Annotated in this window: 18 protein-coding genes; 6 read left to right on the top strand and 12 right to left on the bottom strand. The window is 53.0% G+C overall.

Annotated elements, in window-relative coordinates:
• Window positions 1–56: 56 nt before the first annotated feature.
• Genes nrfG through nrfA form a run of 7 tightly spaced genes read right to left on the bottom strand, consistent with a single transcriptional unit; the run spans window position 57 to window position 6,432 of the window.
• Entirely contained in the window at window positions 57–653 is a 597-nt protein-coding gene (gene nrfG, locus D9738_RS02360) for a heme lyase NrfEFG subunit NrfG (RefSeq protein ID WP_130259478.1), read from the bottom strand.
• Complete coding sequence (gene nrfF, locus D9738_RS02355) at window positions 650–1,033, bottom strand: heme lyase NrfEFG subunit NrfF (protein ID WP_130259477.1); 384 nt, start codon at window positions 1,031–1,033, stop codon at window positions 650–652. The genes nrfG and nrfF overlap by 4 nt, the downstream gene beginning before the upstream one ends.
• Window positions 1,026–2,744, bottom strand: coding sequence for a heme lyase CcmF/NrfE family subunit (locus tag D9738_RS02350; protein ID WP_130259476.1), 1,719 nt, complete (start codon window positions 2,742–2,744; stop codon window positions 1,026–1,028). Before D9738_RS02350 ends, nrfF begins: the two co-directional genes overlap by 8 nt.
• A 19-nt stretch (window positions 2,745–2,763) precedes the next feature.
• Complete coding sequence (nrfD, locus tag D9738_RS02345) at window positions 2,764–3,720, bottom strand: cytochrome c nitrite reductase subunit NrfD (RefSeq protein ID WP_130259475.1); 957 nt, start codon at window positions 3,718–3,720, stop codon at window positions 2,764–2,766.
• Window positions 3,717–4,388, bottom strand: coding sequence for a cytochrome c nitrite reductase Fe-S protein (gene nrfC / locus D9738_RS02340; RefSeq protein WP_000220281.1), 672 nt, complete (start codon window positions 4,386–4,388; stop codon window positions 3,717–3,719). Before nrfC ends, nrfD begins: the two co-directional genes overlap by 4 nt.
• Window positions 4,385–4,951: a cytochrome c nitrite reductase pentaheme subunit gene (gene nrfB / locus D9738_RS02335; protein ID WP_001295391.1), complete on the bottom strand. Its 567-nt coding sequence runs from the start codon at window positions 4,949–4,951 to the stop codon at window positions 4,385–4,387. Before nrfB ends, nrfC begins: the two co-directional genes overlap by 4 nt.
• Window positions 4,952–4,995: 44 nt before the next feature.
• Complete coding sequence (gene nrfA, locus D9738_RS02330) at window positions 4,996–6,432, bottom strand: ammonia-forming nitrite reductase cytochrome c552 subunit (RefSeq protein ID WP_130205836.1); 1,437 nt, start codon at window positions 6,430–6,432, stop codon at window positions 4,996–4,998.
• A gap of 393 nt (window positions 6,433–6,825) precedes the next feature.
• On the opposite strand from nrfA, the gene acs reads away from it, so the two are divergent.
• The 3 genes from acs (at window position 6,826) to actP (ending at window position 10,944) form a co-directional block, all read left to right on the top strand.
• Complete coding sequence (gene acs, locus D9738_RS02320) at window positions 6,826–8,784, top strand: acetate--CoA ligase (protein WP_130205834.1); 1,959 nt, start codon at window positions 6,826–6,828, stop codon at window positions 8,782–8,784.
• 199 nt (window positions 8,785–8,983) lie between these two features.
• Window positions 8,984–9,298, top strand: a complete 315-nt coding sequence (locus D9738_RS02315; RefSeq protein ID WP_001337746.1) for a DUF485 domain-containing protein — start codon at window positions 8,984–8,986, stop codon at window positions 9,296–9,298.
• Window positions 9,295–10,944 (top strand): cation/acetate symporter ActP, encoded by a 1,650-nt coding sequence (gene actP / locus D9738_RS02310; RefSeq protein ID WP_130259474.1) that lies wholly within the window; start codon window positions 9,295–9,297, stop codon window positions 10,942–10,944. Before D9738_RS02315 ends, actP begins: the two co-directional genes overlap by 4 nt.
• Before the next feature lie 82 nt (window positions 10,945–11,026).
• Here actP and D9738_RS02305 read toward each other — a convergent pair whose 3' ends face one another.
• The 3 genes from D9738_RS02305 to soxR form a co-directional block, all read right to left on the bottom strand.
• Window positions 11,027–12,676, bottom strand: a complete 1,650-nt coding sequence (locus tag D9738_RS02305; RefSeq protein ID WP_130205832.1) for a Na+/H+ antiporter — start codon at window positions 12,674–12,676, stop codon at window positions 11,027–11,029.
• A gap of 149 nt (window positions 12,677–12,825) precedes the next feature.
• On the bottom strand, window positions 12,826–14,175 hold the full coding sequence (gene ghxP, locus D9738_RS02300; protein WP_130205830.1) for a guanine/hypoxanthine transporter GhxP: 1,350 nt from the start codon (window positions 14,173–14,175) through the stop codon (window positions 12,826–12,828).
• 544 nt (window positions 14,176–14,719) lie between these two features.
• A complete protein-coding gene (gene soxR / locus D9738_RS02295; protein WP_000412432.1) occupies window positions 14,720–15,184 on the bottom strand; it encodes a redox-sensitive transcriptional activator SoxR in 465 nt (154 codons plus the stop codon).
• A gap of 85 nt (window positions 15,185–15,269) precedes the next feature.
• On the opposite strand from soxR, the gene soxS reads away from it, so the two are divergent.
• The gene (gene soxS / locus D9738_RS02290; protein ID WP_000019357.1) at window positions 15,270–15,593 is read left to right on the top strand and encodes a superoxide response transcriptional regulator SoxS; all 324 of its coding nucleotides are present in this window, start codon (window positions 15,270–15,272) and stop codon (window positions 15,591–15,593) included.
• 2 nt (window positions 15,594–15,595) lie between these two features.
• Here soxS and D9738_RS02285 read toward each other — a convergent pair whose 3' ends face one another.
• A complete protein-coding gene (locus D9738_RS02285) occupies window positions 15,596–17,182 on the bottom strand; it encodes an EAL domain-containing protein (RefSeq protein WP_130259473.1) in 1,587 nt (528 codons plus the stop codon).
• A gap of 439 nt (window positions 17,183–17,621) precedes the next feature.
• Here D9738_RS02285 and D9738_RS02280 point away from each other — a divergent pair, with 439 nt between their 5' ends.
• Window positions 17,622–17,903, top strand: coding sequence for a YjcB family protein (locus D9738_RS02280; RefSeq protein ID WP_064525602.1), 282 nt, complete (start codon window positions 17,622–17,624; stop codon window positions 17,901–17,903).
• Window positions 17,904–18,002: 99 nt separating this feature from the next.
• Here the strand turns inward: D9738_RS02280 and ssb1 are convergent, their stop codons facing one another.
• Window positions 18,003–18,539, bottom strand: a complete 537-nt coding sequence (gene ssb1, locus D9738_RS02275) for a single-stranded DNA-binding protein SSB1 (RefSeq protein ID WP_000168309.1) — start codon at window positions 18,537–18,539, stop codon at window positions 18,003–18,005.
• Between the two features lie 252 nt (window positions 18,540–18,791).
• Between ssb1 and uvrA the strand changes: the two genes are divergently transcribed.
• A complete protein-coding gene (gene uvrA / locus D9738_RS02265) occupies window positions 18,792–21,614 on the top strand; it encodes an excinuclease ABC subunit UvrA (RefSeq protein WP_130205822.1) in 2,823 nt (940 codons plus the stop codon).
• Window positions 21,615–21,658: the final 44 nt, after the last annotated feature.

Below are 21,658 nucleotides of genomic sequence, written 5' to 3'. Positions count from 1 at the left end.
TGTTCATTCGATTATTTTTTACACATCTCAATAACATAATCTTCAACACTGAATGATTAATCCGCTCGCCGCTGCAGCAGTTTTGCCATATTAATCGACTCAACCAGCTGTGTTCGGTTAACTCGTGGTGAGTTTAGATCCATCACTTTTTTCCATAGTTCGATGGCTTGCGCGTAATTCGCCTGCATAAACGCATCTGAAGCCAGCAGCATCAGGGCGGTGATTTCATTACTGTCCAGCGCGAGGGCTTTGTCGATCATTGCGCGAGTCTGGGCGGTCATATGCTGGCTGGCCTGGTAATAAAGCACCGTCGCCAGCGCCGCATACAGTTCAGCGTTCTCACCACGTAGTTGCAACGCCTGACGGTACGCCAGCAGCGAATTGCTGTAATCGTTTTGCCACAGATAGTACTCGCCCAGCAACGCCCACTGTTCACTGTTTTGTGGATTGGCGCGGATTTTATCCTGCAATGCCTGAAGCTGCGCTTCCGGGGTTTGCTGGCTGGCAAACTGATGTAGCGGATCGCGCTGACGCTGATACTCCGCACGTACCGCCTGCCATTTTGGACTTAACAGATAACTGCCGACATAGAGAAATACCGTCAAAATCGTGAGTGTTGTCAGCATGTTCACCGGTATTTGAGGCTGTTTCATCGCTTCGCCCTTACTCGCCAGAGGATCAGTGCCATCAGCAGTAACAACACCACTGGCAGCGCCCACAACACCAGCGTCTGACCAGTTAACGGTGGGTTATAGCGAACAAAATCTCCGTAGCGTTCGGTCATCCAGCCAATGATTTCGACTTCACTTTTCCCCTCCGCCACCATGCTGTAAACCTGATGGCGCATACTGACCGCCACTGGCGCGTTGGATTCCAGTAAGTTCTGATTCTGGCACTGCGGGCAGCGTAACTGGCTGGCAATATTTAACGCCTGTTGCTGTTGTTGCGGATTGGCGAATTGCCAGGTGTCTACGACCTGAGCGTGCGCAAAACAGGTAAATAGCAGCAGCAAAGTGAGAAACCCTTTATTCATCGCGCTTCCTCCCCCGCCATCCGCTTAACAATGCGCCTGTAATCATCAACAATCCTCCCCCCCAGATCCAGCGCACACCGCTTTGTACATACAAACGAAAAGCGTAACGATCCGCTCCGGTTTTCTCGCCCATGACCGCATACCAGTCATGGATGCCGTTCCAGCGAATTGACGGCTCCATCATTTGCTGACGGCGTGCTTCATAGAAACGCCGCTCCGGCGTTAATTCACCAATACGTTGCTGATGGTCAAACAGTGCCACTATCGCTTTTTCGCTGGTGTAATTGCCTTTGGCTTGCAGATCGAGGCGCTCAAACCGGAAGGTGTATCCTGCCAGTTTTACCTGCTGCCCCGGCTGTAAATTCAGGCTGATCTCCTGACGGCTGACGCTGGAAACCACGATCCCCGCGGCAAATAACAGCACGCCCGCATGCGCCAGCAGCGCCGGAAGCTGCGCGCGTTTGCCAGAGACAAACGTCGCCAGCACAATCACCACCAGCATCAACAGACCAAACGGTAACGTCGCGCGGTTAAAATACGGTGCGCCAACGGAGAGGCGTCCCCAGCCCAGCAAGCCGTAAATCATCGGATAAAGCGTTCCCACCAGCACGATCAGTAGCACCGCGCAAAACAGCAACAGCGTAGCGAGGATTAACATTTCTCGCGATAACCCTGAAAAACGCACCGCCGGGCCACCGTCCCGCGCTCGCCAGCCATACAGAGCCAGAGACGCAAGGCTAATCAGCGCAAACAGGCTGAACAACGGCACGGCGCGGACGTTATCCAGCGCGAACGCATGAACCGAAACCAGAATGCCAGAACGGACAATCAACGTCCCCAGCAGCGACAGCATCAGAGTAACGATCGCCAGCAGCAGCGACCAGTGGCGGAAAATCCCCCGCTGGCGTGTCAGGGATAAACTGTGCAGCAGCGCGGTAGCAGAAAGCCAGGGTAATAAAGAGGCGTTTTCCACCGGATCCCAGAACCACCAGCCGCCCCAGCCGAGTTCGCAATAGGCCCACCAGGAACCGAGGATGATCCCCGCCGTTAATGCTCTCCAGCCAGGTAACGCCCAGCGCCAACAAATTCGGGCGCTGGCCGCATCAAACTCGCCGCACAGTAAACTCGCCAGCGCCACGCTCGCCGCCACCATCAAACCGCCATAGCCAAGGTAAAGCAGCGGTGGATGAAAGATAAGACCGGGATGTTGCAGCATCGGATTGAGATCGCGGCCTTCGATTGCTGGGGGGAATATCCGCACGAAGGGATCGGACCACAGCACCACAAACAGTAGCAGTGCGGCGATCATGAGAGATAAAACGGCTAGCGTCAGCGGAAATAGCGGATCGGTTTGCTGCCGATAATGCCAGGCAAACAGCGCGCTCCAGGCGGAAAGCAACAGTACCCAAAGTAGCAACGAACCTTCATGACCGCCCCACACCGCCGCCAGTTTGAGTTCCCACGACAGCAGGCTGTAGCTATGTTGTGCGACATAAATGACCGAGAAATCGCTGATGAGAAAACAATACGTCAGTACGCCAAAGGCGAGCAGCAGGAGTGTGAACTGCGCCAGAATGCCAATGCTGGTGAGCCGCATCATGGCAGGCCAGCGCAACCGCACTCCCACGAAGCTCATCAACGGGGTCAAAACATTGACCCCGAGACTTAACAACAACGCCAGAAAACCGACTTCAGGAAGTAATACGTCCAGAAACCACCTCTTTTCTGGCTTACGCCACCGTCAACTGTCCGGCGTAGAGAATGAAAAAGCGCAGCATCAACACGCCGACCAGGCTGGCCCCACACGCCGCCAGCACGGCAGGAATGCCGGAACTGCGATTGACCCACGGTTTGAGCAACATTGGCACAATCAGCCCCAGCCCAGCGACACCAAGCCAGAACCACCACGTCCAGAAACCGCCACCCAATGCCGCCACCAGCGCACGCACTTTACCGTCATCGCCCAGCGCCAGACCGACAAAAAACGCCACCAGCAGGAAAATTTCACCCCATACCACAGGGATTTCCATCCGGTGAACAAAGTGCGCTTCCGTGGAATGCGGGTTACTGCGTTGGCGTATCGCCATGGCGATCAGCGCCACCGCCGCACCGGACGAGATGCCGGAGAAGAGGAACAGCACAGGCAGGATCGGGTTATTGAGGAACGGATACGATTTCAGCGCCGACAGCAGAAAGCCGGTATAAGCCCCCAGTAGCACCGCCAGCACCAGCATCAACGTTTCCAGTCCGCGATGAACGGGCGTCAGCAGGCTCAAGACCTTTTGCACGCTCCCCAAATTCGGCAACCAGCGTTGTTGCAGGGTAAGCAAATCGTGTTCAAAGATTTTCGCCAGCCACAGCACCAGCACCACCATGTAGAGCTGAAACAGCATCACCCCCATCGACATCACCGAGGTAAAACTGTAGTGGAACATCAGCTTCCAGAAGGTCCACGGACGCGTCAGATGAAAGACGAGGATCAGCAGGCCGAGGATCACTGCGCCAGGCCCGACAATCAGCGTGGTGCGCAGCAACGTACTGTCTGCACCACCCGCCTGCGGGTAGAAGCGACGCAGCAACACCGCCAGCGTCACCAGTCCGGCAGAGATCCCCACCAAAAACAGATAGATGGCAATCGGCCAGTCCCACACCAGCGATTCAAAATGAAATGCGGAAGCCTGAGTCATTGGCTCACCTCCCCGTATTTAAACGGCACGCGGTACAGCTTCGGTTTGGTTCCCAGCGCCAGCTTGTAGCGGTAAGTGGGCTTCTGGCGCAGCAGTTGTGAAATCTCACTGTTGGGATCGTCCAGATTGCCAAACGTCAGCGCCTTCGTCGGGCAAGCTTCAACGCACGCGGGTAACTTACCGGCCTGCAAATTAGTCTTGCGGCAGAAATCGCATTTGTCCGCTGTCTTCGTGACCGGATGGATAAAGCGCACGCGGTACGGACAGGCGGCGATGCAGTACTGACAACCGACGCAGAGATCCGGATTAACATCGACAATCCCACTGGCGGCATCGCGAAAAGACGCACCGGTCGGGCAGACGTCAACGCACGGCGCATGATCGCAGTGCTGACAAGACTTACGGAAGAAGCGATATTTCACATCAGGAAATTCGCCCTGCGGCTCGCTACGAATAATCGTCAGGCGCGAGACACCTTCCGGCACCTTGTTCACTTCCCGACAAGCATCCATACAGGCGGTACAGCCGATGCATAACGACTCGTCATGCACCATGCCGTAACGCACCCCATTGATATTCAACGTTTTCGCCACCACGCGCCCTGCGGTGCCGCTGACGGCTGCCAGCACACCGACGCCGGTGAGAAACTGGCGACGTGACCAGGTCATGGCTGCTCCTTAAGCAACGGAACAGACGCCGGGTTAAAGTTCGGATTGGTGCGCTGATCGCTGTGGCAATCGACGCAAATCTTGATCCGTCCTTTGTCACTTAACGTCTGCATCGTATCTTGCTGTGGATGCAGGGAATGGCAGCTGGCGCACGCCACTTTGGTTACGTGAACATCGTGCGGCCAGAACGCTTTTTGCAACTGTTCCGGCAGATGGCAGGACATACAGACGCTGTTCTGCTCTCCAACCTTGTACATCGGCTCGTTAAAGCGCATCACATCTTTCACCCCTTCGCGGTGTTGCGGTGATGGCTGACCGTGACAGTTGGTGCAAGTGACCGGCAGTTTGTTATTCGGGTTGATAACGGAAGCATGTTTGCCATGCATACCTTCGGTATCTGGCTTATGACAGTCCAGACAGGCGGCATCCGGGTTACGCTGCTGGGTAACTTCGTAGCGATCATCAGATGCCTGCGCCGCAGGGGTAGCGGTAATTCCGTTCAGGCTCCACAACAGGCCCGACGCCAGCACCCCGGCAGTTAATAACGAACGTAATACGCTCATATTCACTCCATTGTGTTTTCCGCCCCTTGCGAGGCGGAACGGGGTTATTGGCTTAACAGACCGTTTTTACGTGCCTGATCTTCCCACTGCGGGATCACCGTTTTGATGAAATCCTGTTTCTCGGCTTTGATTTGCTCCATGTTCAGGCCAATTGCCTGCTGGGCTTTCTCTTTGGTCGAGATATCCGGGATCTGGATTTCATGGGTGATGCCTTTGGTCGCCAGCAGGCGCGCCAGTTTGGTACGCGCATCCGCCGCTTTATCCATCGCAGTACCGAGCATCCGCAGACCTTCTTCCGGTGCGTGCATATGAATGCCGTGGGAAGCGATCGCCAGATCCCAACGCCACTGGGCATGACGGATATCGTCCTGAATCGGCTTCATTTCGGCTTCCGTCGCGCCTGCGTCCAGTGCCGCTTTCGCTTCGAAGTGAGCGTGAACCAGTTGATCTTCAACCTTGATTTTCAGGTCGTTAATCGACTGCTTACGTTCCGCGACCACTTTTTGCAAGGCGGCTTTGTCCTGGGTATGGCAGTTCGCACAAGTCTGGGCGAAGTTATCAAACGGATTACCAATTTTATGGTCGGTGTAGAGTTTGCCTTCGGCGTTCTGCACTTTTGGCATATGGCAGTCGATACAGGTCACGTTGTTTTTGCCGTGAATGCCCGCTGTCCAGGTTTCATATTCCGGGTGCTGCGCTTTCAGCATTGGCGTTTTTGACAGGGAGTTAGTCCAGTCAGAGAAGGCAATTTTGTCGTAATACTGCTCCATATTTTCGACTTTCATGCCGTCATCCCACGGGAATTTAACCGCTTTGTTTTTGCCGTCGAAGTAATACTCCACATGGCACTGACCGCAAACCATCGATTGCTGGTCGAAACGTCCAGCTTTCTCAAAAGGTTTGCCAATGGCTTCCATTGCACGCGCCGCATATGGACGGGAAAGGGTTAACTCCGGCTTACCTTTGGCGAACTCTGGTGAGGCGGTGTTATGGCAGTCGGCACAACCTAAGTTGTTGACGATTTCCGGGCCGCCGCGCGCCCATTTACCGTGGAAGTAGCCATCTTCGCCGTCTTTCTGGATCAGGCGCGCCACATCCGGGCTTTTACAACTCCAGCATGCCATCGGTAGCGGACCATCTTCGGCGTTTTTCGGCGCACCGGTACGCAGAGTTTCACGCACATCGGTCACAGCAAAGGCATGTCCACGCGGCTTGTTGTAATCGCGCGAGAAGGGATACCCCGCCCACAGGATCACCAGCCGTGGATCTTCCGCCAGGGCGTCAACACGCTCTGACTGTTCCGAGGTGGCTTTCCAGGAGAGATATTGATCGGGATGCTGTGGGGCAAAGGTTTCATTCTTCGCTTCCACAGTTACAGGTTTCGCGGGAGCGGCCGTTTGTTCAGCGTGAACAGAAGTGAAAAAGAAAAAAGGAATCAACAAGCTGAAGATACGGCGTGCGTTTATTTTTATCCTTGTCATAGGGGCTTTATCCAAATTTTGCCATTGAGGCAATGGCAGTTTTTATTGTTTTTTCATGACAGTAACCGCACATACACTGTCATGACATTGCTCGCCCCTATGTGTAACAAATAACCATATGCGGAATGTTGTCTTTAATCAATTGTAAGTGCATGTAAAATACCACTTTAGAGTTAGTTGATAATTTCCTCCATTTCAAACACATGCATAACTGCATGTTCCAGAAAGAAAATGCCAACTTTTGTTGGTGTCCTTCAAAAATAATCCTGTCGTTTATTTGCACAATTCTACTTTTGCGTGATCTGCCGCCCAAATACTAAACAAAACTGCCAATACCCCTACATTTAACGCTTATGACACATATTATTAACATCCTACAAGGAGAACAAAAGCATGAGCCAAATACACAAACACACCATTCCTGCCAACATCGCAGACCATTGCCTGATAAACCCTCAGCAGTACGAAGCGATGTACCAACAATCAATTAACGCACCAGATACCTTTTGGGGCGAACAGGGAAAAATTCTCGACTGGATCAAACCGTACCAGAAGGTGAAAAACACCTCCTTTGCCCCCGGTAATGTGTCCATTAAATGGTACGAGGACGGCACGCTGAATCTTGCGGCAAACTGCCTTGACCGCCATCTGCAAGAAAACGGCGATCGTACCGCTATTATCTGGGAAGGCGATGACGCCAGTCAGAGCAAACATATTAGTTATAAAGAGCTGCACCGCGACGTCTGCCGCTTCGCCAATACCCTGCTCGAGCTGGGCATTAAAAAAGGTGATGTGGTGGCGATTTATATGCCGATGGTACCGGAAGCTGCGGTCGCGATGCTGGCCTGCGCCCGCATTGGCGCGGTGCATTCGGTAATTTTCGGCGGCTTCTCGCCGGAAGCCGTTGCCGGACGCATTATCGATTCTAACTCACGGTTGGTGATCACTTCCGATGAAGGTGTGCGCGCCGGGCGTAGTATTCCGCTGAAGAAAAACGTTGATGACGCGCTGAAAAACCCGAACGTCACCAGCATTGAACATGTGGTGGTACTGAAGCGTACTGGCGGAAAAATCGACTGGCAGGAAGGGCGCGACCTGTGGTGGCACGACCTGGTTGAGCAAGCCAGCGATCAGCATCAGGCGGAAGAGATAAACGCCGAAGATCCTCTGTTTATTCTCTACACCTCCGGTTCTACCGGTAAGCCGAAAGGCGTGCTGCACACTACCGGCGGTTATCTGGTGTACGCGGCGCTGACCTTTAAATATGTCTTTGATTATCATCCGGGCGATATCTACTGGTGTACCGCTGATGTGGGCTGGGTTACCGGACACAGTTATTTGCTGTACGGCCCGCTGGCCTGCGGCGCGACCACGCTGATGTTTGAAGGTGTACCGAACTGGCCGACGCCTGCCCGTATGGCGCAGGTGGTGGATAAGCATCAGGTCAATATTCTTTACACCGCGCCAACGGCGATTCGCGCGCTGATGGCGGAAGGCGATAAAGCGATTGAAGGCACCGACCGTTCGTCGCTACGCATTCTCGGTTCCGTGGGCGAGCCAATCAATCCGGAAGCGTGGGAGTGGTACTGGAAGAAGATCGGCAACGAGAAATGCCCGGTGGTCGACACCTGGTGGCAGACCGAAACTGGCGGTTTCATGATTACGCCGCTGCCTGGAGCGACCGAACTGAAAGCCGGTTCTGCAACGCGCCCGTTCTTCGGCGTACAACCGGCGCTGGTGGATAACGAAGGTAATCCACAAGAAGGTGCCGCTGAAGGCAGTCTGGTGATCACCGATTCCTGGCCGGGTCAGGCGCGTACGCTGTTTGGCGATCACGAACGTTTTGAACAGACCTACTTCTCCACCTTCAAAAATATGTATTTCAGCGGCGACGGCGCGCGTCGCGATGAAGATGGCTATTACTGGATCACCGGGCGCGTGGACGACGTGCTGAACGTCTCTGGTCACCGTCTGGGGACGGCGGAGATTGAGTCGGCGTTGGTGGCGCATCCGAAGATTGCCGAAGCCGCCGTGGTGGGTATTCCGCACAATATTAAAGGTCAGGCGATCTACGCCTACGTCACGCTTAATCACGGGGAGGAACCGTCACCAGAACTATACGCAGAAGTCCGCAACTGGGTGCGTAAAGAGATTGGCCCGCTGGCGACGCCAGACGTGCTGCACTGGACCGACTCCCTGCCTAAAACCCGCTCCGGCAAAATTATGCGCCGTATTCTGCGCAAAATTGCGGCGGGCGATACCAGCAACCTGGGCGATACCTCGACGCTTGCCGATCCTGGCGTGGTCGAGAAGCTGCTTGAAGAGAAGCAGGCTATCGCGATGCCATCGTAACCCACAATTGCCGGATGTGAGTCGGTAACGGTTTGTAGGCCTGATAAGACGCGACAGCGCCGCATCAGGCGCTGGTTGCCGGATGCGGCGTAAACGCCTTATCCGGCCTACATTCGGCAAGGGTTACCCGAGCGTTAACCTTCTCCCATAAGGGAGCGGGAATTAAAACAATCCCTACATTACCTCTGGAGAATCTGTGATGAATGGTACGATTTATCAGCGGATAGAAGACAATGCGCATTTCAGGGAGTTAGTCGAAAAACGGCAACGGTTTGCCACCATCCTGTCGATTATTATGCTGGCAGTTTATATCAGCTTTATTTTACTGATCGCCTTCGCGCCCGGCTGGCTGGGCACCCCGCTGAATCCGAACACCAGCGTCACACGCGGTATTCCCGTTGGCGTTGGGGTCATTGTTATCTCCTTTGTTCTCACTGGTATCTACATCTGGCGGGCGAACGGCGAATTCGACCGTCTAAATAATGAAGTCCTGCATGAGGTACAAGCATCATGAAAAGAGTTCTGACGGCGCTTGCCGCCACACTCCCTTTCGCAGCTAACGCCGCGGATGCTATTAGCGGGGCCGTTGAGCGCCAGCCAACAAACTGGCAGGCGATTATTATGTTCCTGATTTTCGTCGTGTTCACGCTCTGCATTACCTACTGGGCGTCAAAACGCGTACGTTCTCGTAATGACTACTACACCGCAGGCGGCAATATCACTGGCTTCCAGAACGGGCTGGCGATTGCCGGGGACTATATGTCTGCCGCCTCATTTTTGGGGATCTCCGCGCTGGTGTTTACTTCCGGCTATGACGGGCTGATCTACTCGCTGGGCTTCCTGGTGGGCTGGCCAATCATTCTGTTCCTGATTGCCGAACGTCTGCGTAACCTGGGCCGCTATACCTTTGCGGATGTGGCTTCTTACCGCCTGAAACAAGGGCCGATTCGTATTCTTTCGGCTTGTGGTTCTCTGGTGGTGGTAGCACTTTACCTTATCGCCCAGATGGTCGGCGCAGGTAAATTGATTGAACTGCTGTTTGGCCTTAACTATCACATTGCGGTGGTGCTGGTTGGCGTGCTGATGATGATGTACGTCCTGTTCGGCGGCATGCTGGCGACCACCTGGGTGCAGATTATCAAAGCCGTTCTGTTGCTGTTCGGTGCCAGCTTTATGGCCTTTATGGTGATGAAACACGTCGGCTTTAGCTTCAACAATCTGTTCAGCGAAGCGATGGCGGTACACCCAAAAGGTGTCGACATCATGAAACCGGGCGGACTGGTGAAAGATCCGATCTCCGCGCTCTCTCTGGGGCTTGGGCTGATGTTTGGTACGGCTGGCTTGCCGCATATTCTGATGCGCTTCTTTACGGTCAGCGATGCACGCGAAGCGCGTAAGAGCGTGTTCTACGCTACCGGATTTATGGGCTACTTCTACATCCTGACCTTTATTATCGGCTTTGGCGCGATCATGCTGGTCGGTGCAAATCCGGAATATAAAGACGCTGCGGGCCATCTGATTGGTGGTAACAACATGGCGGCAGTTCACCTGGCCAATGCGGTGGGCGGCAACCTGTTCCTCGGCTTTATTTCAGCGGTTGCTTTCGCCACTATCCTCGCGGTAGTTGCGGGTCTGACGCTGGCGGGCGCTTCCGCGGTTTCGCATGACCTGTACGCTAACGTCTTCAAAAAAGGCGCAACCGAACGTGAAGAGCTGCGAGTCTCGAAAATCACCGTGCTGATCCTCGGCGTGATTGCCATTATCCTCGGCGTGCTGTTTGAGAATCAGAACATCGCGTTCATGGTGGGCCTGGCGTTTGCCATCGCCGCGAGCTGCAACTTCCCAATCATTCTGCTTTCCATGTACTGGTCGAAGTTGACTACTCGTGGCGCAATGATGGGCGGTTGGTTAGGGCTGATTACTGCGGTAGTACTGATGATCCTCGGCCCAACGATTTGGGTACAGATCCTCGGTCACGAAAAAGCCATCTTCCCGTACGAATACCCGGCGCTGTTCTCCATCTCCGTGGCATTCCTCGGCATCTGGTTCTTCTCGGCAACCGATAATTCAGCGGAAGGGGCGCGCGAGCGTGAACTGTTCCGTGCGCAATTTATCCGTTCCCAGACCGGCTTTGGCGTTGAGCAGGGCCGCGCGCATTAATCTCCACTAGCCTCTGGTCACCTGACCAACGGTAAAAAGGTGCGATGTACTGCACCTTTTTACCGATTACACCGCCAAAGCGTTATTGGTTCTCTTCTATTAACAACGCTTCCAGCAAATCAAGATCGTGTAGCAACTTTTGCAGCGTTTCGTTGCTGATCTCCCGCGTGGCGCGCAGGTGATAAAGTTCCGCACGTTCTGAGCGCAACGCCGCCAGACGGAAGCGACGCTCCAGGTTCTCTTCCTGGACGGAGCTCTCAACGTCGTTTCGGCCATCGGCGCGACGACGCAGGTTACCGATGACGCGCGAGCTGACTTCGGTAAGCAGCTGGTTGTCGATATTCTCTTCAGTGTCCGCCGCCAGTCGCTCTTCCATTTTCTGGATCGCCACAATCGCCACTTCTGCCGTTGCCGCGCGCGCAATGCGTTCCTCTTTCAGCTGCTGAGAATGATCTGCGACTTCAATGTGTTGCAGCAGAACAGGCAGCATCACCACGCCAACAAACAGCGAGAAGAGAATGACGCCAGCCGCCAGGAACACCAGCTCATAACGCGCCGGGAAGACGTTGCCATCCGGCAATAGCAGCGGAATAGAGAGCACACCAGCCAGGGTGATAGCCCCGCGAACCCCGGCAAAAGACGCGATAAGAATTTCTCGTGTGGTCCACGAACCAAACTCCATCGGTTTCTTCTTCAGGAAGCGGTTACTGAACTTTTTCATCGTCCACAGCCAGCCGAAACGGACCAGCATGAGCGCTGCGTAAATCAAGATGATGTCGGTAAACAGCATCCAGATTTCGACGTTCGGGTCGATCTCTGCCGCCATCAGCGACGTCTCCAGAATGCCCGGCAGTTGCAGGCCCAACAGCAAGAACACCATGCCGTTAAAGACAAACTCCAGCATCGCCCAGGTGCTGTTCGCACGCAGACGCATCGCCAGCGGCGCACGGCGCATCACGCCTGAACGGGTAATGGTCATCCCGGCAGCAACTGCCGCAAGGATACCGGAAACGCCAATATGTTCGGCAATCAGATAAGAGGCGAACGGCAGCAGGAACAGCAGGACTATCTGTGTCGCAGGTTCATCGCCGCCCCAGCGGCTCAGGAAGCGCAGCGAGCGACCATATAGCCAGCTCACCACAAACCCAGCGAGAATACCGCCGATCGCGACTTTCATAAATTCGACCGTCGCACCGCCAACAGTGAAGATCATCGTTCCCATCGCGACTGCCACGGCAAACTTCAGCGACACCAGGCCGGAGGCGTCATTCATCAACGCTTCGCCCTGCAAAATGCCCATGATTTTTTTCGGTATTCGCCCTTCGCCAACAATCCCGGAGAGCGCCACGGCATCGGTCGGAGAGAGCACCGCCGCCAGCGCAAAGGCCGGAATTAGCGGAATGCCTGGCACCACCCAGTAAATGAGGAAGCCAATGCCGACTACGGTGACTACCACCAGCGCCAGCGCAAGACCGAAGATCTCCCGACCATGTTCGAGAAATTCACGGGTCGGCGTTTTCCAGCCATCAGCAAAGAGCAGCGGCGGAATAAACAAAACTAAAAAGAGTTCAGGATCAAACTCCACATGCAAACCAAACGTCGGCCACGCCAGTAGCGCACCAATGGCGATTTGCATAAGCGGAAGCGGAATCTGAAAGGGCATGACACGAGTGACCACCCCGGACAGCGAAACCACGAGGGTCATTATCAGTATGGTAAAGAAGATTTCCATGCGTTCCCTGTTTGCGATGTTTTATGGTTTGAGAAAGGCGTTATGCCTGAATTCTCAGTTTTTTCAGAATATCGCAAAAGCTCACACAATGTACGGAGAAAATAAAAACGGGCAGCCATTGCCACCCGTTTTCAGAATCTTATTAAAGATTAGATAGCCCAGCCACCCGCGTAGAAGGTCACCAGTGCCGCGGCGATAACAACCGTACCAATGTTCAGCTTACGCCATTCGCCAGAAACCAGACGGCCAATAACCAGGGTCGCGAAACCGATCATAATGCCGGTCACGATGTTACAGGTCAGTACAATGAATACCGCCGTCACCAGCCCCGCCATCGCATCGACAAAATCAGCAAAGTCGATTTTCGCCACGTTACTCAACATCAGCAGGCCAACATACATCAACGCAGGAGCCGTTGCGTAACCTGGAACAAGGTAAGAAAGCGGAGAGAGGAACAGAATCAGCAGGAACAGCACGCCAACGGTGATTGCCGTCAGACCGGTTTTACCACCCGCTGCCGTACCCGCCGCAGACTCAATGTATACCGCGGCCGGAGCCGCCCCCACCAGGCCTGAGAAAACGCTGCTCAGGGAGTCGGTGGTCAGCGCTTTACCGCCATCAATGATCTGCCCGTCTTTATCCAGCAGGTTCGCCTGACCGGCGACTGCACGGATGGTTCCGGTCGCATCAAAGACCGCCGTCATCACCAGCGCCAGTACGCTCGGCAGTACCACCGGATTCAGCGCGCCCATAATATCCAGGCTACCAATCAGCGAGTTACCATTTTCATCGCTCAGAGACGGCATAGCGAAAACGCCGGAGAAATGAACGTTAGGATCGAAGATCAGGCCCACAATCGAGATACCGATAATGGTCAGCAGAATGCCGCCCGGCACTTTCAGTTTTTCCAGACCGACGATCACCGCCAGACCTACCAGCGACATAATAACCGGGAAGGTGGCGAAATCACCCAGCGCAACCGGCAGACCGTCGAGCGGATTTTTAATGACCAGGCCAACACCATTCGCAGCAATCAGCAGCAGGAACAGGCCGATACCAATCCCCGTACCGTGCGCCACACCGTGCGGCAAGTTGCGCAAAATCCAGCTACGGATACCCGTTGCAGAAATGACTGTAAACAGCACCCCCATCAGGAACACGGCGCCCAGCGCGACCGGAACGCTAATATGCTGCCCCAGCACCAGGCTGAATGCAGTAAACGCGGTCAGGGAGATAGCGCAACCGATAGCCAGCGGCAAATTGGCCCACAGCCCCATCGCGATTGAACCAATTCCGGCAACCAGACAGGTCGCAACAAAAACGGCTGCTGGTGGGAAGCCTGCTTTACCCAGCATGCCCGGAACGACGATGACCGAGTAGACCATCGCCAGAAACGTTGTTAACCCGGCAACCACTTCCTGACGGACAGTGCTTCCACGTTGTGAAATTTTAAACCAGGCGTCGAGTGAACCGCCGGTACGCGCTGATGGCGTAGACATAGAAAACATCCCCTGAGAGTTTATTTTTCGTCAAGATGCGTGGCGGACAATCCCCTGCCAGCGAAACGTTATCTTCCTGCTTCAGGTTTGCGACAATGTGGGGCGTCGCAAAAAAGCAAACGTTTAGCTCCGCGCATACAAAACGGGTGGTAAAAAAAAGCAAACGATTATCCGGCGATCATAGCGGCTTTTTCAACCGAAGTTTGCTGCTTTTTTCCCTTTTCTTGTATTGACGATGAAAAACCAGGCAATTGATGCGCAAACGTTATCGTCGATGCGCAAAATTACGGCATTTGTAGGTAGCTTGTAGCGAAGGGTTGCAGTAAAAAATCGTGCAAGATGGCAAAAACATTGCGTCTAAAAAACGTCTTTTTGCACTGGCGAAGATACGGAGGCGGCATACAATTAAAGTATCAACACCAACCGGAACCTCCACCACGTGCTCGAATGAGGTGTGTTGACGTCGGGGGAAACCCTCCTGTGTACCAGCGGGATAGAGTGAAAGACAAAGACCGGAAACAAACTAAAGCGCCCTTGTGGCGCTTTAGTTTTGCTCGTCTTCCAGCAAACGCGCGCCAGTACCTTCTTCCCCTAAGCGGTCGCCCGGGTTACGCAACGGGCAGTCGCTACGCGAAAGGCAGCCGCAGCCAATACAACCGTCCAGTTCATCTCGCAGAGCCACTAAGGTATGAATGCGCCGATCTAATTCTTCTCGCCATTGCGAAGAAAGCTGCTTCCACTCTTTGGCGCTTAATGTATGCCCTTCAGGCAACACACCAAATGCTTCACTAATAGTCGCCAATGGAATGCCAATACGTTGAGCAATCTTGATAATCGCCACATATCGCAGCACATCACGCTTATATCGTCGCTGATTGCCGCTATTTCGAATACTGGTAATCAGCCCTTTGCTCTCATAGAAATGCAGTGCAGATACCGCTACCCCACTGCGTTTCGCCACTTCGCCTGGGGTGAGCAAGGCTTTAATGCGGGGTAATTTCTTTTCCATAAATCGCTTTACCTCAAGTTAACTTGAGGAATTATACTCCCCAACAGATGAATTAACGAACTGAACACTGAAAAGAGGCAGATTTATGTCCCATCAGAAAATTATTCAGGATCTTATCGCATGGATTGACGAGCATATTGACCAGCCACTGAACATTGATGTCGTCGCAAAAAAATCAGGTTATTCAAAGTGGTACTTACAGCGGATGTTCCGCACGGTAACGCATCAGACACTTGGTGATTACATTCGTCAACGCCGCCTGTTACTGGCTGCCGTTGAGTTGCGCACCACCGAGCGCCCTATTTTTGATATCGCAATGGATCTTGGGTATGTCTCGCAGCAGACCTTTTCCCGCGTTTTCCGTCGGCAGTTTGATCGCACTCCCAGCGATTATCGCCACCGTATCTAGAATTATTTCCCGCACATTAACTCATGTGCGGGTAATTTCCCTGTCCATTCCATAAACATTTGCGGCGGCATCGCCTTTGCAAAATACCAGCCCTGACAATAACGCACGCCGCGTTTGCGCAGCCAATTAACCTGTTCTGACGTTTCTACCCCTTCCGCTATCGTTTTTAGCCCCAGACTGTGCGCCAGTTCAATGATGTGTTCCGCAATCAAATGGCTGGTTTTGTGCGTGGTCAGCGTCTCAACAAACGATTTATCGATTTTCAAAATATCGATATTCAATGAATTAAGGTTGTGTAAGTTGGAGTAGCCAATACCGAAGTCATCAATCGCAACTTCATAACCGGCCTGACGGAAAGCATGAATAATCGGCGTCATTTTGGTGACATCAAGAAACGCATGTTCAGTAACTTCAAATTTAATTTGCTGCGGACGCACCGCGTATTGCTCTATTTTCTGATTGGTTCGCGCAATTAAACGCGATGTATGAAAGTCGGAGGCCGACAGGTTAATAGAAACATAGCGATCGGCATGTGTTGCCAGATACGCCCCCAGATCGCTGAATACATTATCAATAACATAATCAGTGACTAACTCAATCATCCCCTCTTTTTCCGCCAATGGGATAAACTCTGCCGGACTCATCACTTGCCCCTGACCACCTGGCCAACGTAGCAACGCTTCAGCGCCAATACATTTTTCTGTTTTGATATCGATAATTGGCTGGTAATAAAGACAAAGCTGTCTTTTTTCGAGGGCGCGTTGCAATTTGCGTTTGGGTGACTGGTACTCCTGGCTAATCCGCAACCAGAGTAACAGGAGTACCAGACTACAAAAAATACCTGCGGGCAAAGCAAAAATAAGATGATTATAAAAATGAGCGATAAGACGTTTATTTGAAGTGGCAACAATGGCCGCTATTGGGCGTTTTGTCGAATGTACCATTGCATACAAATGACCATTTCGTTGCACCGTTAAATCATTCAGATGAATTAACGGAGTAAACGTTTCAGCCGAGGCCTGGTTGCTTAACGAAAAAAAGGTTTTCGTCACCGTATCATACACGCCCCATTGTAGCGTCGGATCGTCAGATATCACCTCACTCCAGAATAAAGGATTGATGACCGCCACATAATTACCCCGCTGCATATAAGTCATTTTATAACCGGAGAAAAAAGGGGTATCGCGATAATAATAGATAGAAATGTCAGGGTCACGCTTATAATCCGCGGGGGCGATCATATATCCGTCAGCAGGGGCGATAAGTGAAGAACATAAAAAATGGTTATCCTGGGCATATATCAGTTCATTGATATAAAGATAGCCACGAATAATATTCAACATTCGCTTTTGATGATCCGGTGTACAAACTTGCCCCTGATAGCGTTTCGCTTCATCGCTCGCTGAATCTGCCTGTTGAATGACCAGCTCGGATTTATCCAGCGCCAGTTGGGCAAAGACACGAAGCTGATTGTTCACTTCTGATTTTGCCCAAATGAAGGCAATCCATAGTGACAGGATGATGGGGAGGAGTGCTACAAAGATAATGCCCGGCAACGCCAGCAATTTGTGTCGTGCACGATGACTCATTTCTATCAATTCCCTGTCTGGTTATAGCTGGTCATTGCAAGGTGAAAACCCTGGCCACCGACGACGTTAGATAAATCTTACGGTATAAATAGCACTTTTGCCTGATTTGAAATTGATACCTTTATAATCGTTGTTTTATTAAAAATAACACGCTGATATCAAAAAGAATTTACTAAAAAATACGGGTCAGTCAGGAAGATACGATATTTTGTATTTCCGCGACGCCACTGAAAAACCACAAAATAAGCATGCTAATAAAAATAGCGACTCTATCTGGCTAACAAACAACCAATTGTGATATAGTTCACAAAAATAGTGAAACGCACTAATTGTTTCATTTTGGTATTTTGCAAGCCCCATGATAGCCAGAGTGCATCACGCCTCCCGTGAACAACACCGTGCTGTCCAGGGCATCGGTTATTTTCAGAGGAAATGTTCGATGGCTACCCTCACCACTGGCGTGGTTCTTCTTCGCTGGCAGCTTCTTAGCGCCGTACTGATGTTTCTGGCAAGTACGCTCAACATCCGTTTTCGTCGGTCTGATTACGTAGGACTCGCGGTGATCAGTAGTGGCCTGGGCGTTGTTTCCGCCTGCTGGTTCGCGATGGGACTGCTCGGAATCACCATGATGGATATTGCCGCAATCTGGCACAATATTGAGTCGGTAATGGTCGAAGCCACAAATCAGGCACCGCCACAATGGCCGATGATTTTGGTGTGATATGCAGAAGCCTCCATTATGGAGGCTTCTTTTTTTATCCCTGGCAGATGCGCTAATCACCTACCTTAAAACAATATAATCTATTGTTTTAAAACAAAATCAGAATGGGATATCGTCATCGAAATCCATCGGCGGCTCGTTAGACGGCGCTGCCGGAGCGGACTGCTGCGGGCGAGACTGTGCGCCGCCGCTGAACTGATTGCCACCCTGCGGCTGCTGAGGCTGACCCCAACCGCCCTGCGGCTGACCGCCACCGACGTTACCGCCAGCCGGAGCGCCACCGCCCTGACGACCACCCAGCATCTGCATGGTGCCGCCAACGTTCACCACCACTTCCGTGGTGTAGCGATCCTGACCGGATTGATCGGTCCATTTGCGGGTACGCAGCTGACCTTCGATATAAACCTGGGAACCTTTGCGCAGATATTCGCTGGCCACTTCAGCCAGTTTGCCGAACAGCACAACGCGGTGCCATTCAGTCTGCTCTTTCATCTCGCCGGTCGCTTTATCACGCCAGGATTCGGAAGTAGCCAGCGTAATGTTGGCAACTGCGCCACCATTTGGCATATAGCGTACTTCCGGGTCCTGACCCAGATTACCAACGAGAATAACCTTGTTTACGCCTCTGCTGGCCATGTTCATGTCTCCTGAAAAAAAACGTTCTAATAAGTGTAAACGCGCGATTGTAGCATTACCAATAGCGGTTTTACTATGTTGTGACCTCGGTTCCGCTAAACAATTCTGGTCAAACATTGTTACATCGCGCTCTGGGTTTCACATTCCAACACTGTATATTCATTCAGGTCATTCTGTGTCATAATTAACCGTTTGTGATCGCCGGTAGCACCATGCCACCGGGCAAAAAAGCGTTTAATCCGGGAAAGGTGAATGGATAAGATCGAAGTTCGGGGCGCCCGCACCCATAATCTAAAAAACATCAACCTCGTTATCCCCCGCGACAAACTCATTGTCGTGACCGGGCTTTCGGGTTCTGGCAAATCCTCGCTCGCTTTCGACACCTTATATGCCGAAGGGCAGCGTCGTTACGTTGAATCCCTTTCCGCCTATGCGCGGCAGTTTCTGTCACTGATGGAAAAGCCGGACGTCGACCATATTGAGGGGCTTTCACCCGCCATCTCAATTGAACAGAAATCGACGTCTCATAACCCGCGCTCTACGGTGGGGACAATCACCGAAATCCACGACTATTTGCGTCTGCTGTACGCTCGCGTCGGTGAGCCGCGCTGCCCGGACCACGATGTTCCGCTGGCGGCGCAAACTGTCAGCCAGATGGTGGATAACGTGCTGTCGCAGCCGGAAGGTAAACGTCTGATGCTGCTGGCGCCGATTATTAAAGAGCGCAAAGGCGAACACACGAAAACGCTGGAGAATCTGGCAAGTCAAGGCTACATCCGTGCGCGCATAGATGGCGAAGTCTGCGATCTTTCCGATCCACCGAAACTGGAACTGCAAAAGAAACACACCATTGAAGTGGTTATTGATCGTTTCAAAGTGCGCGACGATCTCACCCAACGTCTGGCTGAGTCGTTTGAAACGGCGCTGGAGCTTTCTGGCGGTACAGCGGTCGTCGCTGATATGGACGATCCAAAAGCGGAAGAGCTGCTATTTTCCGCCAACTTCGCCTGTCCGATTTGCGGCTACAGTATGCGTGAACTGGAACCACGTCTGTTTTCGTTTAACAACCCGGCGGGGGCCTGCCCGACCTGTGACGGCCTCGGCGTACAGCAATATTTCGATCCTGACCGCGTGATCCAGAATCCGGAACTGTCGCTGGCTGGCGGTGCGATCCGTGGCTGGGATCGCCGCAACTTCTATTACTTCCAGATGCTGAAATCGCTGGCAGATCACTATAAGTTCGACGTCGAAGCGCCGTGGGGCAGCCTGAGCGCGAACGTGCATAAAGTGGTGCTTTACGGTTCTGGCAAAGAAAACATTGAATTCAAATACATGAACGATCGCGGCGATACCTCCATTCGTCGTCATCCGTTCGAAGGCGTGCTGCACAATATGGAGCGCCGTTATAAAGAGACGGAATCCAGCGCGGTACGCGAAGAGTTAGCCAAGTTTATCAGCAATCGCCCGTGTACCAGCTGCGACGGAACACGTCTGCGTCGGGAAGCACGCCACGTGTATGTCGAGAATACGCCGCTGCCAGCTATCTCCGACATGAGCATTGGTCATGCGATGGAGTTTTTCAACAATCTCAAACTCGCTGGTCAGCGGGCGAAGATTGCAGAAAAAATCCTCAAAGAGATTGGCGATCGTCTGAAATTCCTCGTTAACGTCGGTCTGAACTATCTGACACTTTCCCGCTCGGCAGAAACGCTTTCCGGCGGTGAAGCCCAGCGTATCCGTCTGGCGAGCCAGATTGGCGCGGGGCTGGTTGGCGTTATGTACGTGCTGGATGAGCCATCTATCGGCCTGCACCAGCGCGATAACGAGCGCCTGTTGGGTACGCTTATCCATCTGCGCGATCTCGGTAATACCGTGATTGTGGTGGAGCACGACGAAGACGCTATTCGCGCCGCTGACCACGTTATCGACATTGGCCCGGGCGCGGGTGTACACGGTGGTGAAGTGGTCGCGGAAGGTCCGCTGGAAGCGATTATGGCCGTGCCGGAGTCGTTGACCGGGCAGTACATGAGCGGCAAACGCAAGATTGAAGTGCCGAAAAAACGCGTTCCGGCGGATCCGGAAAAAGTGTTGAAGCTGACAGGCGCGCGTGGCAACAACCTGAAAGACGTGACGCTGACACTGCCAGTCGGTCTGTTTACCTGCATTACAGGTGTTTCAGGTTCCGGTAAATCGACGCTGATTAACGACACGCTGTTCCCGATTGCCCAACGCCAGTTGAACGGCGCGACCATCGCCGAACCGGCACCGTATCGAGATATTCAGGGACTTGAGCATTTCGATAAAGTCATCGATATCGACCAAAGCCCGATTGGTCGTACTCCGCGTTCTAACCCGGCGACCTATACTGGCGTGTTTACGCCTGTGCGCGAACTGTTTGCGGGCGTACCGGAATCTCGTGCGCGCGGCTATACGCCGGGGCGTTTCAGCTTTAACGTCCGTGGCGGACGCTGCGAAGCCTGTCAGGGCGATGGCGTAATCAAAGTGGAGATGCACTTCCTGCCGGATATTTACGTACCGTGCGACCAGTGCAAAGGTAAACGCTATAACCGTGAAACGCTGGAGATTAAGTACAAAGGCAAAACCATCCACGAAGTGTTGGATATGACCATCGAAGAGGCGCGAGAGTTCTTCGATGCCGTACCTGCGCTGGCGCGTAAGCTGCAAACGTTGATGGATGTTGGCCTGACGTATATCCGCCTCGGGCAGTCCGCAACCACGCTTTCCGGCGGTGAAGCCCAGCGTGTGAAGCTGGCGCGTGAGCTGTCAAAACGCGGCACCGGGCAGACGCTGTATATTCTCGACGAGCCGACTACCGGCCTGCACTTCGCCGATATTCAGCAACTGCTCGACGTGCTGCATAAACTGCGCGATCAGGGCAACACCATTGTGGTGATTGAGCACAATCTCGACGTAATCAAAACCGCAGACTGGATTGTCGACCTGGGGCCGGAAGGTGGTAGCGGCGGCGGCGAGATCCTCGTCTCCGGTACGCCAGAAACCGTCGCGGAGTGTGAAGCATCACACACGGCACGCTTCCTCAAGCCGATGCTGTAATCGTTAAGGCCGCTTTCTGAGCGGCCTCAGATTATTGACAAAGT

It is taken from the genome of Escherichia sp. E10V5 (genome assembly GCF_004212315.1).
Classification (GTDB): Bacteria; Pseudomonadota; Gammaproteobacteria; order Enterobacterales; family Enterobacteriaceae; genus Escherichia.
The sequence above is the reverse complement of the archived record's forward strand: the minus strand, read 5'-3'. Positions and strand labels throughout refer to the sequence as shown.

Excerpts from the sequence above, each read along its gene's own strand:
- nrfG (WP_130259478.1), bottom strand. The coding sequence starts at position 653 with ATGAAACAGCCTCAAATACCGGTGAACATGCTGACAACACTCACGATT.
- nrfF (WP_130259477.1), bottom strand. The coding sequence starts at position 1,033 with ATGAATAAAGGGTTTCTCACTTTGCTGCTGCTATTTACCTGTTTTGCG.
- nrfD (WP_130259475.1), bottom strand. The coding sequence starts at position 3,720 with ATGACTCAGGCTTCCGCATTTCATTTTGAATCGCTGGTGTGGGACTGG.
- nrfC (WP_000220281.1), bottom strand. The coding sequence starts at position 4,388 with ATGACCTGGTCACGTCGCCAGTTTCTCACCGGCGTCGGTGTGCTGGCA.
- nrfB (WP_001295391.1), bottom strand. The coding sequence starts at position 4,951 with ATGAGCGTATTACGTTCGTTATTAACTGCCGGGGTGCTGGCGTCGGGC.
- nrfA (WP_130205836.1), bottom strand. The coding sequence starts at position 6,432 with ATGACAAGGATAAAAATAAACGCACGCCGTATCTTCAGCTTGTTGATT.
- acs (WP_130205834.1), top strand. The coding sequence starts at position 6,826 with ATGAGCCAAATACACAAACACACCATTCCTGCCAACATCGCAGACCAT.
- D9738_RS02315 (WP_001337746.1), top strand. The coding sequence starts at position 8,984 with ATGAATGGTACGATTTATCAGCGGATAGAAGACAATGCGCATTTCAGG.
- actP (WP_130259474.1), top strand. The coding sequence starts at position 9,295 with ATGAAAAGAGTTCTGACGGCGCTTGCCGCCACACTCCCTTTCGCAGCT.
- D9738_RS02305 (WP_130205832.1), bottom strand. The coding sequence starts at position 12,676 with ATGGAAATCTTCTTTACCATACTGATAATGACCCTCGTGGTTTCGCTG.
- ghxP (WP_130205830.1), bottom strand. The coding sequence starts at position 14,175 with ATGTCTACGCCATCAGCGCGTACCGGCGGTTCACTCGACGCCTGGTTT.
- soxR (WP_000412432.1), bottom strand. The coding sequence starts at position 15,184 with ATGGAAAAGAAATTACCCCGCATTAAAGCCTTGCTCACCCCAGGCGAA.
- soxS (WP_000019357.1), top strand. The coding sequence starts at position 15,270 with ATGTCCCATCAGAAAATTATTCAGGATCTTATCGCATGGATTGACGAG.
- D9738_RS02285 (WP_130259473.1), bottom strand. The coding sequence starts at position 17,182 with ATGAGTCATCGTGCACGACACAAATTGCTGGCGTTGCCGGGCATTATC.
- D9738_RS02280 (WP_064525602.1), top strand. The coding sequence starts at position 17,622 with ATGGCTACCCTCACCACTGGCGTGGTTCTTCTTCGCTGGCAGCTTCTT.
- ssb1 (WP_000168309.1), bottom strand. The coding sequence starts at position 18,539 with ATGGCCAGCAGAGGCGTAAACAAGGTTATTCTCGTTGGTAATCTGGGT.
- uvrA (WP_130205822.1), top strand. The coding sequence starts at position 18,792 with ATGGATAAGATCGAAGTTCGGGGCGCCCGCACCCATAATCTAAAAAAC.